This window comes from Streptomyces sp. NPDC047869, from assembly GCF_040704065.1.
Classification (GTDB): Bacteria; Actinomycetota; Actinomycetes; order Streptomycetales; family Streptomycetaceae; genus Streptomyces.
Window position 1 is genome coordinate 17,438 of record NZ_JBEYRK010000019.1, and the last position, 13,165, is coordinate 30,602.

Sequence of the window (13,165 nt, forward strand, 5' to 3'; positions counted from 1 at the left end):
CCTCCTCCAAGGCCCGGTCGTCCCGCTCAGGCCGCGACGGGCCGACGTGCCTGGCTGATCGCCCAGGCGGCGTTGACGAGCCCGATGTGGCTGAAGGCCTGGGGGAAGTTCCCCAGCAGCTCTCCGGTGGCCGGGTCGACCTCCTCGGCGAGCAGACCGACGTCGTTGATGTATGCAGCCGCCCGCTCGAACACGCCACTGGCACGTTCGGTCTGCCCGGCCAGGGCCATGGCCTGGGCCAGCCAGAAGGTGCACAGCAGGAACGTGCCCTCCTCGCCGGCAAGGCCGTCCACTCCGCCCTCGGTGCGGTAGCGGTAGACCAGCCCCGCTCCATCGGTCAGCCTCTCCGCGGTGGCGTCGATGGTGGCGACCATGCGCGGGTCGTCAGCCGGCAGGAACCCGACGATCGGCATCATCAGGTTCGACGCGTCCAGAGCCGTGGAACCGAAGTACTGGGTGAAAGCGCCGGCGGCCTCGCTCCAGCCCTCCCGCAACACGGTCTCGTGGATCTCCTCACAGGTGCGACGCCACGCCACCACCTTGTCCGCGGGCGCATCGAGGTGGTCCGCGAGGCTGATGGCCCGGTCCAGCGCGGTCCAGCACATCACCTTGGAGTACAGGAAGTGGCGGGGTTCGCCCCGCACCTCCCAGATGCCCTGGTCCTTTTCCGTCCAGCGTTCGGCGGCGGTATCGGCGCAGGCGATGAGGAAGCGCCGGGTGTCGTCGTCGATGCGCTGCAACTGGTCCGCCAGGCGGTGAGCGGCGTCCAGCAGTTCCCCGTAGACGTCGATCTGCTGCTGGCTCCAGGCTCCGTTGCCGACCCGGACCGGACGGCTGTCCCGCCAGCCTCTCAGGTGCGGCAGCGTACGTTCGGACAGGTCGTGCTCGCCGCCTACCCCGAACATGATCTGCAGCGACCGCTCCTTGCTCAGGGAGGGCGCGGCGGTCGCCAGGAAGGAGAAGAAGTCCTGCGCCTCGTCCGGGCAGGCCGCGACCCAGAGTGCTTCCATGGTCAGCGACGCGTCGCGGACCCAGGTGTAGCGGTAGTCCCAGTTCCGCTCACCGCCCACACCCTCGGGGAGCGAGGTGGTAGCGGCTGCGACGATGGCGCCGCTGGGCTGGAAGGACAGCGCCTGCAGCACTCGGCCGCTGTGATGCACCAGGTCCCGCCACGGCCCGTCGTACGCCTGGTGCAGATCGGACCAAGAGCGCCAGGCGCCGATCGTCGACTCCAGCCGGCCGGCGAGTTCCTCTTGAGGCCACACATGGGCCGGGGCCTCCTCCAGCGTGGAGCGATGCATCCCGAAGTACAGCGACTCACCCGCACGGACGGTGAACGCCGCGCGGGCGCCGGCGTCCGTGAAACTCATCGCCGTCGGTGTCGTCAGCACCAGCCACTCGGCGCCTCCTCGCGAGGTCACTCCACCCGGCGTAGCGGACAGGATCGGAGCGATCAGCCCATACTCAGGGCGAGGCCGATAGACCATCTCCATCGGCACCTCTCCGTCCACACCGGAGACCCTGCGCGCCAGCAACCGCGGCACCCCGACCCCAAGCCGATGGCCGCCGTTGTCCGCCCCCACCAGCAGAGCATCGGTCAGCACCACCGTTCCAGAAGCGGTCCGGAATGTCGTCTCCAGCACCATCGTCCGCTCCACATAGCGCCGCGAGACCTCGCACGTCGCTGACGGCCGAATGGACCAATGACCGGCCTCCTCGTCCAACAGCCGGCCGAACACCGAAGGGCTGTCAAAGCGGGGAAAACACAACCAGTCGACCGAACCCTCACGGCTGATCAACGCGGCGGAATGACGATCGGAAATCAGTGCGTAGTCGGCGATGGCGATCGAACTCATGGCAGCTCCCACAAACGGCGTCGACACCATGCAGTCCATCCAGAGGCCCAGACGTTACGCGGCAACGCACACCGAGCCTCTCTCGACCCCTGTTGAAGACGTTGAGCTGAGGGGTGAGGAAGCCAGAGGACCTGCGAAGATGCCCGAAGACCGGCCGGGAGGATCTGACGACGGCGCTCGGTGCGGCCCTGATCGCTACCTGGTCAGCGCCTCGATGCACTCATCGTGCGCTTCGTCGGCCAGGAAGCGGTAGCCGAACTCCGGATCGTTACGGTGCGCGTCGAACAGCGCGTTCGCGCGATACGCCTCCTCCAGCATGGCTTCGGTCACCGGCTGGTCCAGCCAGCGGTAGTAGGGCTGTCTGGCGAGCTTCAGCACCCGGCACGCAACCGTGACGGGCACCCCGTCCCCGGTCAGCTCCTTCACGAGCGGGTAGATCCTTTTCCCGGCAGATGGGCCTGCGACAGATAGGCCGCGGCCCGCCGCAAGACCTCGTTCTCCTGCTCCAGCAGCTTGATCCGCCGACGCGCTTGCCGAAGCTCTGCGCTCTCCTGGCCGGTCGTTCCGGGCTTGGTCCCGTCGTCGATGTCCGCGCGACGCATCCACTTCCACAACGCGGATGGACTCCGAAGTCGGTGGCCACCTGCTCGACCGTCACACCCGGCCCGCGGTTCCTCGCGACCCGCACGACGTCCTGACGGAACTCCTCCGGATAAGGCTTGGGCACAGCGACATCCTTCCCACCCACCCCACAGGGCAAGCCAGTTCAGATGTCACCCGATCGTGCGGCAGATCCCCCTGGCCGACATGCAGCTGGGATCGGATCCCTTCACCGGGAACTGCTACGCCTTCACCGGCGGCAACCCGATCAACAGCGTCGAGCTCGACGGACACAACTGGTGCGAAGGGGGTGCCCTCTGCCCCTGGGACGACAACTCCGCCTCTGCCTGGGTCGGCACCGTCGAGACTGTCGCCGACACGCTTGCCAGCCCCGTGATCGCCGCAGAGCCGATTCCTCGGGAGAAGTGGGCTGGGTGCTTCGGAACTCCCGGTGATCCCAATGGAGTGGATCTGGGATTCGAATGGTTCTGGGGCCGCGGCCCCAAGCATCGGGACTTCTGCGGAAACGACGCCTTCACGCAGTCGCTCATGGACCACTACCACGTCCAGCGTTGCGGGAGATCGCGGCTGACAACATCAACGGCGGAAACTGCAATCTGGGCGCCAAGGTCGCCCAGTACACGGACGAGGACACGGGTGTCACATACAATAACTGCTTGAATCACTCGCTGAACTCCAAGACCGTCTTGGACTTCACGTCGAACATGTCCGCGGCGTTCCTGGGTTCCTACACCATGGACTACACGGTCAAGTCGGTCGACAAGAAGGCGGGAACGGCGACCATTCAGTTCCATGTGGCAAACGACAGCACCATGAATTCCGGGACGCATATCGCCCCGGAGCTCGGCGGGTACAGTAAGTGGTGGAGTGAACACATCGCCAAGCCCCTCAATTCGCAATACGACACGGGGCGTTTCAGCACGAAATCGCAGGACATAACGTGGACGGAGACGGTCGACCTCAACGATCCCAAGGCTCCGTCGGCGTCATCGGGGTCATCGGACTCGTCGACCGGCGGCCTGCTGGACAACATCACAAGTTGGGTCTCCAGCCTCTTCTGACGGCAGTCTGACGCGCTCGCTACCGCCGGTCGACCGGTCGGGACGCGCCTTGAAAAATGGCGAGGTTGCTCCCAGGGAACCCTGGGAGCAACCTCGCCGCCCGTACGACTGGAAGTAGATGGCGTGAAATTCGACATATTTCGCATCAGTGCAAGCCTTGCGACTGCCACCTTGACGGTACTCGCCTCGACCGCTTGCGGGACAAGCAAGCCCGCCCACGTCGTCCCGGAGTCCCTACCCCATTCCGAATTGGTCGGCCGATGGGACGGAGAGCGGGAATGTGGATCGCCGCTTCCGGTCATTCGAGTGCGCGACGATTACACCTTTTCCGTCAAGGACTTTCCGCTCGAGTGGGACGGCCCCGTGCCGGACGCGCAGGTGACGCGTCGTTCAGTCGGCGGGAAATGGCATGCGGTCAACGAAGACCCTGGCCTGCCCCCCTATGTGATGCTCAGTTTCGAGAATCAGAAGGACAGCAAGCTTCTCACCTTCGCTTTGGATCATGGGAAGCTGCGTATGAATGGGAGTGTCGAGGCGAACGGGGGGGATCCCTATGCCTACCCATGTCACTACAGACGTACCTCTGCCGATCCCGACTTCGGCCGATAGCGGCTCTGTCAAACGTACGGCTGTCTGGGTGTGTCCTGCCAACGGCTCTTGGTAAGCATTTTCGAGGGCTGCCCGGCAGGTCGAGTTGACGGTGTGACAGGTGGTCTGGTGTTTGGCATGCTGCGCGATCATGTCTGCTGAGGGCGTTGTCACGTTGTTGGACTTGTGGGCGTCTGACGGTGTGTCGGGGCGTGGGGGCTTGCGGTTCTGGTCCGCGTTCAGGCCGTTGCGGCGGCGCCGACGACTCCGGTGACGTGGTCCCAGATGGCGAAGCGAACGGTCATTTCGGCTCGGTGGTCGGGGGCGGTGAGCAGGTGGCGGTGGGGTCGGAGGTGGGGTGAGATGCCGCTGAACGCGGACAGGAACCGCTGGGCTCCGCCGGCGGAGCGGAAGCCCTTCATGGCACGCTCGCGCTGCCGGGTGGGCTGGTGGGTGTTCTCCGCCCGGTTGTTGAGGCCCTTGTGCGAGCGGTGTTCCACGGAGGGCATGACCTCGCGGTGGGCGGCGCCGTAGGAGCGCAGCTTGTCCGTGACGACCACCCGGGGCACCGAACGTGTCTTCTTCATCAGCCTGCGGAAGAAACGCCTGGCCGCGGCCTTGTCCCGGCGGCTCTGCGCGAGGATGTCGAGCACGTTCCCGTCCTGGTCGACGGCCCGCCACAGGTACTTCAATCCTCCGCTGACCTTGATCCGTATTCGACTCCCAGCAAAGGTTGGGAGTCGAATACGGCCTTGTGCAGATGCACAATCGGGTGAGCCGATCCGGTTTCACCGCTCCATCGACCCCGCCGTAACGGCTCGCGCACACTGCCGGGAAACCGGGCCGAGCAAGGAGCACAGCCATGAAGACATACAGCGGGCACTTCATCAACGGGGAATGGACGAAGGCGCCGAACGCCGAAGTGATCGAAATCGTCAACCCCGCGGACGAACGTGTGATCGGCTCGGTCCCGGCCGGTACGCCCGAGGACGTCGACCGGGCGGTGCGTGCCGCCGCCCGGGCATTCGAGGAGTGGTCCCAGGCCTCCCAAGAGGTTCGTGCGGACTATCTGCGCCGTATCCACCGTGCGTTGGAGGAGCGCGCGGAGGACATCGCACGCCTGGTGGCGAGCGAGGTCGGTACTCCTGTCCAGGAGAGTCGGGTCCTGCAGTCGGGGCTGCCCGTGTTCACCTTCGGCCAGGCCGCCGAACTGGCGGCCGGTTTCGACTTCGGGCCGGAGCAGGTCGGCAACTCGCATGTCGTCCGTGAGCCCGTCGGAGTCGTCGGCTGCATCACGCCGTGGAACTTTCCGCTGCACCAGGTCTCGCTGAAGGTGGCGCTGGCGCTGGCCGCGGGGTGCACCGTCGTGCTCAAGCCCTCCGAGGTCGCTCCTCTGTCCGCCATGCTCCTGGCGGAGATCGCCGAGTCCGTGGGGCTGCCCGCCGGAGTGCTCAACGTGGTGACCGGATACGGGCCGGTGGTGGGTGAGGCGCTGGTGAGCCACGCCGACGTGGCGATGGTCTCGTTCACCGGATCGACCCGGGCAGGCCGGCGGGTGGCGGCGCTGGCGGCGGAGACCGTCAAGAAGGTGGCGCTGGAACTCGGCGGCAAGTCTCCCAACATCATTCTGGACGACGCCGACCTGAAGGCCGCGGTCACCGACGGAGTGGCCAAGTGCTACCTCAACGCCGGCCAGACCTGCATCGCTCTCACCCGCATGCTCGTCCCCCGTGACAAGCTCGAGGAGGCTGGCCGGATCGCCGCCGAGACGGCGCGCGGATACCGCGTCGGCGACCCGCAGGACGAGGAGACGCGGATCGGTCCCTTGGTCTCCGACATCCAACTCAACCGCGTGCGCGACTACATCGCGGCCGGCATCGCCGAGGGCGCCACCCTGCTCACCGGCGGTCCCGACGCGCCGCAGGACGGGCCCGGCTACTTCGTCGCTCCTACCGTCTTCACCGACGTCACCAACGACATGACCATCGCCCGCGAGGAGATCTTCGGACCCGTCCTGTCGATCCTGCCCTACGACACCGAGGAGGAGGCCGTGGCCATCGCCAACGACACGCCCTACGGTCTCGCCGGCGCCGTGTGGTCGGGCGATCCCGAACGGGCGCGCTCGGTTGCCGGCCGGATCCGGGCCGGGATGGTCGACGTGAACGGTGGCGCATTCAACCCCCTTGCCCCGTTCGGGGGTTACAAGCAGTCTGGCGTGGGCCGGGAGGCTGGGCGCCTGGGCTTCGAGGAGTTCCTGGAGACCAAGGCCATCCAGTACTGACCGCGTGGCCGGCCGCCGAGAGAGAGGGCACACCATGTACGACTACATCATCGTGGGTGCGGGATCCGCGGGCTGTGTGCTCGCCGCCCGGCTCAGCGAGGACCCCGACGTACGCGTCCTGCTCCTGGAGGCCGGCCCGGCCGACGACGCCCAGGAGATCCACGTTCCGGCCGCGTTCTCGAAGCTGTTCCGGACCAAGTACGACTGGGACTACCTCAGCGAGCCCGAGCCCGGCCTCGAGGGCCGACGGCGCTATCTGCCGCGCGGCCGCATGCTCGGCGGCTCCTCTTCGATGAACGCCATGATCTACATCCGCGGCCACCGTCGCGACTACGACTCATGGGCCGCCGTCAGCGCCAAGGGCTGGGGCTGGAACGACGTACTGCCGTACTTCCTGCGGTCGGAGGACCACCACGCCGGCGCCTCCGAATGGCACGGCGCCGGCGGCCCGCTCCCGGTCAACCCCGGGCGCTCCCGCAACCCCCTCATCGACGCCTTCCTGGCAGCGGCTCAGCAGGCGGGGCATCCGGTCAACCCCGACTTCAACGGCCCTGAGCAGGACGGCGTCGGGTATTACGAGCTCACCCAGCGCGGCGGCCTGCGGTGCAGCACGGCCGACGCCTACCTGCGGCCCGCCGTCGAACGGCCCAACCTGTCCGTGCTCACCGGGGTGCAGTGCACCCGCGTCCTCCTCGACGGGGAACGGGCCGTAGGTGTCGAGGTGGACCGGGACGGGGCGACGCAGGAACTTCGGTGCGAACGGGAGGTCGTCCTCTCAGCGGGCGCCTACAACTCACCCCAGCTGCTCATGCTCTCGGGCATCGGCGTGGCCGACGAGCTCGCGGCCCTCGGCATCACCCCCAAGGTGAACCTGCCGGTCGGCGAGAATCTCCAGGACCACCCGCATCTGGCCGTCGTCCATCTCACCGACACCGAATCCCTGCTCACCGCTGAGACCTCCGAGAACCTCCGGCTGCTGGAAGCCGAAGGCCGCGGGCCCCTCACCTCGAACGTCGGTGAGGGCGGCGGGTTCTTCCGCACCACCGGCGGTCTCGACGCCCCGGACGTGCAGATCCACGCCGTACCGGCCATGTTCCACCAGGAGGGGCTGGGAGCCGCCACCGACCACGCCTTCCACATCGGCGCGGTGCTGCTCGCACCCACCAGCCGCGGAAAGGTCACGCTGCGCTCGACGCTGCCCAGCGCCAAGCCGCGCATCCTGCACAACTACCTGTCCACCGCGGAGGACCGGGCCACAGCGATCCGGGCGCTGCGGCTGGTACTGGACATCGTCGGACAGCCCGCCCTGCGCCTCCACCGCCGGTCGGACTTCCTGACGCCGCCGTCCGACAGCGACGCCGACCTACTGGCTTACGCGCGGCGCGAGCTGCAGACCCTGTACCACCCGACGAGCACCTGCGCGATCGGCCTGGTGGTCGACCACGAGCTGCGCGTGCACGGTGTGGCGGGGCTACGGGTGGTCGATGCCTCGGTCATGCCGACCGTGGTCAGGGGCAACACGAACGCACCGACGATCATGATCGCGGAACGGGCTGCGGACCTCATCCGCGGCACAGTGTCCGCCGACGTCTGACGCGGGCGGATTGTCGACGTGGGCGGACTGTCGCCACAACCACGTCGTGTGGTTACTCTGCCAGTGGCCCGGCCGGCTCCGGGCCACTGGCACGTCGTGGTGGGACAGCCGGCGCGGCGGTCCCGCCGACCTCGCTGCGGGAGCCCGAATGACTGTCACCCCTCATGACAACGGCGTACGCGACAGCGGCGTGGACGACGGCCTGCGCAGGTTGGTCGACGTGCTGCTGCCCGGGATCGACCGTTTCGCCGACCTGCTCACGGACCGGATCACGGAGGGGGAGGACGCCTATGGCGACCACGGCCACGTGACGCACGACCAGCTGCGCACTTCCTGCGCGGACAACCTGCACTCCATGATCACCCAGCTGGGCCGGGACGCTCTTGACCTGCGCGTGCCGCACGACACCGGCCGTTTCAAGGCCGAGCACGGGGTGCCGCTGTCCGCGGTGACACACGCCTACCGGGTCGCCGGACGGTTCATGTGGGAGTGCATCCTGAACGAGGCGGGGGACACCGTCACCAAGGAGATGCCGCACGTCGCCGCCGCGGTCTGGTCGGTCAGTGACACCTTCACCGACGCGGTGGCCGTGGCCTACCGCGAGACCATGTCCGAAAGAGCCCACCGTGACCGGCAGGTCAAGAGCCTGCTGCTGGCCGCGCTGCTCGACGGCAGGCTGGATGAGGGCACCCACCTGTGGGAGTGCGCCGACGCGCTGCGGCTGCCGCAGCGGGGAGTCTTCGCCGTGGTCAGCGCCGAGACCGCCGCCGTGGGCCGTCCGGCAGACGAGGACGCCCTGCATGACGTGGAGGGCGCACTGCGAGCCCTCGGCGTCTGGTCGCTCTGGCGCCAGGAGGGCGACGCGCAGGTGGGACTGCTCTCGCTCCGGTCGCCCGGGAGCCTTGCGCAGGCCGTGGACCTCCTTCGCGGGCGGAGCATCGGGCGGGCGGGCGTGAGCACGCTCTTCCACGGTCTGGAGCAGGTGCCGGGTGCCTTCCGCCAGGCGCGGCTCGCCTGCGCCTGCGTCGAGTCGGGCGCCCGCGAGGTGGCCTCCTACGGTGACTCACCAGTCCGCCTGATGGTGGTGAGTGCCCCCGACTCGGCCCAGCACGCGGTGCGCAAGGTGCTCCGCCCTGTTCTCGAACTCCCGCAGCACGAAAGGGAGCTGCTGCTGGAGACGCTGAGCCGGTGGTTCGCATCGGGCGGATCCGCCACCGAGACCGCTGCCCGGATGTACTGCCACCGCAACACTGTGACGTACCGTCTGCGGCGCGTGCAGGAACTCACGGGGCGCTCACCCACCGACCCGGTGGGGGCGAGCGAGATCCACCTCGCTCTGGAGGCGCACCGCCTTCTGACGGGCCCCCCGCCCTCCGGCCCCGCCGGTTCCTGAGACAGGTGTCGTCTCCCCTCCGTCAGGAACTGGGTGGCCACAACGGTCGGTTCAGCGGCTGAGTGCTTTCCCTGTCACCGGCCGTTCCGCTGGACGGGGTCGGTGCGCCCCGGCAGGATGCGGGTCCGCAGTCCCGAGTACTCCGCCCCGCCCCGCCCCGTTCCCTCGAGCGGGAAGACGGCGAAGTCCGCGAGGGGCTCGGGGGCCGGGAACCTGTCCCGCTACCCCACCGTGATCCATCACCCGTGATCGTCGAAGCCGGACCTAGAGCAGGATGCGGAGGTCGAGCACGGGCCCGGTGGCGTCGAGCGGCGTCGCATCCAGTTTCCCCAGGACATGGAGCATCGGCTTGTTGCTCGCCACCACCGCGGCGGTCAGCGTGTGGTGTCCCTCGCGGCGGGCTAAGGTCGCCGCATGTTCGGCCAGCGCGGTGCCGAGCCCCCTGGCCTGCCACGCGTCCTCGACCAGGATCGCGAGTTCCCCCACCCCTTGCTGATGTGTGCGCATGACGTTGGTCATGGCGATGATGTGGTCCGTACGCTCGGCCGGAGCGGTCACCAGCGTTGTGCCGCGCTCCGGGCTGGACAACTGACCCCATTCGGCAGGTGACAGCCCGGACTTGCCCACGTGGTACCGCAGGGCTCGGCTGCCCGGCGAGCAGCGGCGGTGCAGTTCCTGGACCGGCACCAGGTCGACGGGGCCCGCCTCACGGGTCCGCGTGGCGGTGCCGTCGGTCAGCGTGATCGAGTGTGCGGCGTCTCGACGGCAGGCGTCGGACATCGGCGTTCTCCTCCCATTGCGATCGTGACTGCTGTGCCGCGGCTCCCGGGATGCAGGCGCGGCCTTGCTACCGCAGCAGTCTTTAGCCGCCTGCAGGCCGTCTCAAGAGGACTTCGCGCCACGTTGACTGCTGTGCGCATACGCTCAACTACGCAGCGAAGTGAAAACATTGAGGAGTCGTGGTCCTCGTCGACGCCGGTGCTGGGCATTGCTCGCGTCATCGCTCAAGGATTTACATGGAGTGCCGCCCGACCCTCGCCATCAGGACAGGCCGATGAGCGTCCACACTTCGCATAAGTGACCCACTTCCAAGTGGCTGTGCACCACTCAACCCGCTGGTGCAGAGAACGCGGGTGCCGGCAAGCGGCCAGCACCAGTACCTGGCATCCGGCCTCTCTCAAGCGGCGGCCGGCCGCGGCCGTCGGCCGGGGAGAACGGCACGTCATCGCGGAGACGAAGTGGGTCCCGCCAGCCACTTGGGCAGAAGATCGCCCACGGCTAACACTTCATCCGGGATGCAGCCCGCGAGTGCACATCCGCGCTCGACTCGGAGACGGACCACGTGCAGCGCTTGTGAACCACCCACCGCGCATCGGCCGCGACACCAGGGCCGGCACCGTGTGACCAGCCCTCCTTGAAGAACGACCCCATCCCACGAATCAACGAACCACGGGCCACGGCCAAGCACTCGCTCGCGACTGATGCTGACGGTTTACTGACCGGCAGCCGTCACCCAGGGGGAGATCGAGCAGGCCCGTGAGGACTGGACGAAGGGGACCCGTTTCGGCGAGGTGAAGGGCTACGACGGGCCTCCGCTGCCCGCACCGGAACTGCCGGGAGTACCGCTGAAGCCGCGGGGAAGGGTGCGCCGACGACTGCGCAGGCCGCGCGGCGTCACCGCGCGGCCACCTCGTCGATGAGTCAAGCCGAGGACCTTCACCACTTCCGCCTGATCGGCGGACTCAACCGCGAGCCATGAGAGCCAACAAGCGCGTATGAGAGGGCGTTAAGTCCGTTTCCCCGGCGCGTACGAGGCGCCGGCGGGCCCGGCACGCACCTCGAGCGGCTGGCGCACGACCCTCCCGGCGACCCCGGGGGCGTTGCGGCCGGCCCGCTGCGGATGATTGTCAGCAGCATCCGCTCGGGCACGGCGGGCGACTGCGTTTCGGCCCCTGTGCGAGGGCCCAATGCAGCGCTGGTACTGATGGACGAACTGGCCGGACGCCGGAGCGGCGCTCGCTCAGGCGGGGAAGTGACGCCACTTGCCCTCAGAGACGACCTCGACCGCACCGTCGACGACCGTGATGGCGGTGTCGTCGTCGATCGCGTATGCGGGATTCGGGAGGCCGGCAGCCCACTTCTCCGCCTCCGCCATGGTGTTCTCTGGCAGGTCTACGTGATCCACATGCGGGAAGATCGAGAAGTCGACCACGCCCAGCGCGCTGTCGTCCCCGGTGGGCGCCGTCCACTCGACGAAGTACTCGCCGATACGAGGGGCCATCGCCATGCTCCCGGCGCTCAACCCCACCCAGACCTTCTCGCTCAACGACGGCAGCAGGTCCGCCAGGCCGGACTGCCGCATCCAGTGGGCCAGATACAGCGCATCGCCGCCGTTCACCAGCAGGACGTCCGCCTCCTGGACCCAGGGGACCCAACGCTCTGCACCGATGCTGGGCAGCGCGGTGAGCTCCAGCACTCCCAAGGACTTCCACCCTAGGTCGCACATGGGCAGGCGAGACTGTCCACTGATGAACCGCCAGGCCCCGGCAGGACTGCCCATGGGGTGCCCGTACCCCGCAGTGGGAATGCACAGGGCGTCGGACTCGGCGATCGGCTTGCCCAGCAGCCGCACGAGCGCGTCCTGGATGCTCGCGTTGGTGATACCCGCCGCCGTAAGAAGAAGCTTCAAGATGACTCCTGACACGAGTGCGATGGAGCGGTCTGGCCGGTAGACCGGGGACCACCTCAAAACTCATCGCTGTGCAGCGTGGCAATACTTCTGCACCGGCGGCCTTTCGGAAGATGACAAGTCCCTTCTCCCTCGGTTCGTGATCACTCGATCGTGGTACTGATCGCTGCGCGGGCAATGTCTTCGCCATGTCCATGTTGAGATGCGGGCATGGACAGAAAGCCGTACCTCAGCGACTTATCGGATGCGCAGTGGGTGTTGATCGAGCCGATGATCACGTCCCGGAAGCAGGACCGGGTGGCCCGGTCGGCGACCGGGGATCCCGGGTCCTGCGAGCTGCGGGAGGTCGTGAACGCGATCTTCTACCAGAACCGGACGGGCTGCCAGTGGCGCTACCTGCCCCACGACTTCCCGGCCTGGTCGGCGGTGTTCTACTACTTCGGCCTGTGGCGCGAGGACGGCCTGGACCAGCGGATCTCCGAACTCCTGCGCTGTCAGAGGACCCGTCCCTGGTGATCCTCGATACCCAGTCCGTCCGCGCGGCCGCCGGCGTCCCCAAGCCCACGACGGGACTGGACGCCAACAGGAAGGTCTCGGGCCGCAAGCGGGAACTGGCCGTCGACGTCATGGGTCTGATCATCGGTGTCGTGGTCCTGGCCGCGTCCGCCCATGACAACGCCGCCGGCACCGCCCTGCTGGACCAGGCCGCCGAGCGGTGCGGGATGCGCCTGGAGAAGGCCCTGGTGGACCAGAGCTTCAAGGATCGTCATCCACGGCGCCCTGATGGACATCAACGTCGACATCGGTCCGCCGCAGTCCCTCCGACCAGGGCAAAGGCTTCGTACCGCAACCGAAACGCCGGGTGGTGGAGCAGATGAACGGCACCTTGCTGCTGCACCGGCGCCTGGCCCGCGAGTACGACCACCGCCTCGACACCTCCGTCTCACGCGTCTACTGGGCCTCCACCGCGAACTTGGCCCGCCGCCTCACCACACCCGCTCCGGCCTGGCGCGACGTCCTGGCAGTGGCCGCGTGAACGTCATTGAACTCCTGGCCGGCCTCCAGGCCGAGCAGGACGAGGC

Annotated in this window: 10 protein-coding genes and 3 pseudogenes; 7 read left to right on the forward strand and 6 right to left on the reverse strand. The window is 67.8% G+C overall.

Annotation, left to right across the window (positions count from 1 at the left end; all coding sequences use genetic code 11):
* Positions 1–26 precede the first annotated feature (26 nt).
* The 3 genes from AB0924_RS23740 to AB0924_RS23750 form a co-directional block, all read right to left on the reverse strand.
* Positions 27–1,886: a glycoside hydrolase family 15 protein gene (locus AB0924_RS23740; protein ID WP_366912450.1), complete on the reverse strand. Its 1,860-nt coding sequence runs from the start codon at positions 1,884–1,886 to the stop codon at positions 27–29.
* Positions 1,887–2,051: 165 nt separating this feature from the next.
* Entirely contained in the window at positions 2,052–2,282 is a 231-nt protein-coding gene (locus AB0924_RS23745; RefSeq protein WP_366912451.1) for a hypothetical protein, read from the reverse strand.
* A complete protein-coding gene (locus tag AB0924_RS23750) occupies positions 2,279–2,458 on the reverse strand; it encodes a hypothetical protein (RefSeq protein WP_358940082.1) in 180 nt (59 codons plus the stop codon). Before AB0924_RS23750 ends, AB0924_RS23745 begins: the two co-directional genes overlap by 4 nt.
* A 570-nt stretch (positions 2,459–3,028) precedes the next feature.
* Between AB0924_RS23750 and AB0924_RS23755 the strand changes: the two genes are divergently transcribed.
* Together AB0924_RS23755 and AB0924_RS23760 are read left to right on the forward strand one after the other, a co-directional pair.
* Positions 3,029–3,538, forward strand: a complete 510-nt coding sequence (locus AB0924_RS23755; protein WP_366912452.1) for a hypothetical protein — start codon at positions 3,029–3,031, stop codon at positions 3,536–3,538.
* A gap of 306 nt (positions 3,539–3,844) precedes the next feature.
* Complete coding sequence (locus tag AB0924_RS23760; protein ID WP_366912453.1) at positions 3,845–4,147, forward strand: hypothetical protein; 303 nt, start codon at positions 3,845–3,847, stop codon at positions 4,145–4,147.
* A 218-nt stretch (positions 4,148–4,365) separates the two neighbouring features.
* On the opposite strand, the pseudogene AB0924_RS23765 reads toward AB0924_RS23760, so the two are convergent.
* Positions 4,366–4,836, reverse strand: a pseudogene (locus tag AB0924_RS23765) (DDE-type integrase/transposase/recombinase); the annotation flags it as partial.
* A gap of 152 nt (positions 4,837–4,988) precedes the next feature.
* Here AB0924_RS23765 and AB0924_RS23770 point away from each other — a divergent pair.
* The 3 genes from AB0924_RS23770 (at position 4,989) to AB0924_RS23780 (ending at position 9,394) form a co-directional block, all read left to right on the forward strand.
* Positions 4,989–6,407, forward strand: coding sequence for an aldehyde dehydrogenase family protein (locus AB0924_RS23770; protein ID WP_366912454.1), 1,419 nt, complete (start codon positions 4,989–4,991; stop codon positions 6,405–6,407).
* A 34-nt stretch (positions 6,408–6,441) separates the two neighbouring features.
* On the forward strand, positions 6,442–8,001 hold the full coding sequence (locus tag AB0924_RS23775; protein WP_359552340.1) for an FAD-dependent oxidoreductase: 1,560 nt from the start codon (positions 6,442–6,444) through the stop codon (positions 7,999–8,001).
* A gap of 148 nt (positions 8,002–8,149) precedes the next feature.
* Positions 8,150–9,394 (forward strand): helix-turn-helix domain-containing protein, encoded by a 1,245-nt coding sequence (locus AB0924_RS23780; protein ID WP_358940692.1) that lies wholly within the window; start codon positions 8,150–8,152, stop codon positions 9,392–9,394.
* 264 nt (positions 9,395–9,658) lie between these two features.
* On the opposite strand, the gene AB0924_RS23785 is transcribed toward AB0924_RS23780, so the two are convergent.
* Positions 9,659–10,174, reverse strand: coding sequence for a GNAT family N-acetyltransferase (locus AB0924_RS23785; RefSeq protein ID WP_358940693.1), 516 nt, complete (start codon positions 10,172–10,174; stop codon positions 9,659–9,661).
* 731 nt (positions 10,175–10,905) lie between these two features.
* Here AB0924_RS23785 and AB0924_RS23790 point away from each other — a divergent pair.
* Positions 10,906–11,094, forward strand: a pseudogene (locus AB0924_RS23790) (hypothetical protein); the annotation flags it as partial.
* 320 nt (positions 11,095–11,414) lie between these two features.
* Here the strand turns inward: AB0924_RS23790 and AB0924_RS23795 are convergent.
* Complete coding sequence (locus AB0924_RS23795) at positions 11,415–12,083, reverse strand: Type 1 glutamine amidotransferase-like domain-containing protein (protein WP_358940123.1); 669 nt, start codon at positions 12,081–12,083, stop codon at positions 11,415–11,417.
* Positions 12,084–12,293: 210 nt separating this feature from the next.
* On the opposite strand from AB0924_RS23795, the pseudogene AB0924_RS23800 reads away from it, so the two are divergent.
* Positions 12,294–13,119 (forward strand): annotated as a pseudogene (locus tag AB0924_RS23800) (IS5 family transposase).
* Positions 13,120–13,165: the final 46 nt, after the last annotated feature.

Coding starts and splice junctions, on each gene's coding strand:
- AB0924_RS23775 (WP_359552340.1), top strand. CDS start 6,442: ATGTACGACTACATCATCGTGGGTGCGGGATCCGCGGGCTGTGTGCTC.
- AB0924_RS23770 (WP_366912454.1), top strand. CDS start 4,989: ATGAAGACATACAGCGGGCACTTCATCAACGGGGAATGGACGAAGGCG.
- AB0924_RS23785 (WP_358940693.1), bottom strand. CDS start 10,174: ATGTCCGACGCCTGCCGTCGAGACGCCGCACACTCGATCACGCTGACC.
- AB0924_RS23740 (WP_366912450.1), bottom strand. CDS start 1,886: ATGGTGTCGACGCCGTTTGTGGGAGCTGCCATGAGTTCGATCGCCATC.
- AB0924_RS23780 (WP_358940692.1), top strand. CDS start 8,150: ATGACTGTCACCCCTCATGACAACGGCGTACGCGACAGCGGCGTGGAC.
- AB0924_RS23750 (WP_358940082.1), bottom strand. CDS start 2,458: ATGCGTCGCGCGGACATCGACGACGGGACCAAGCCCGGAACGACCGGC.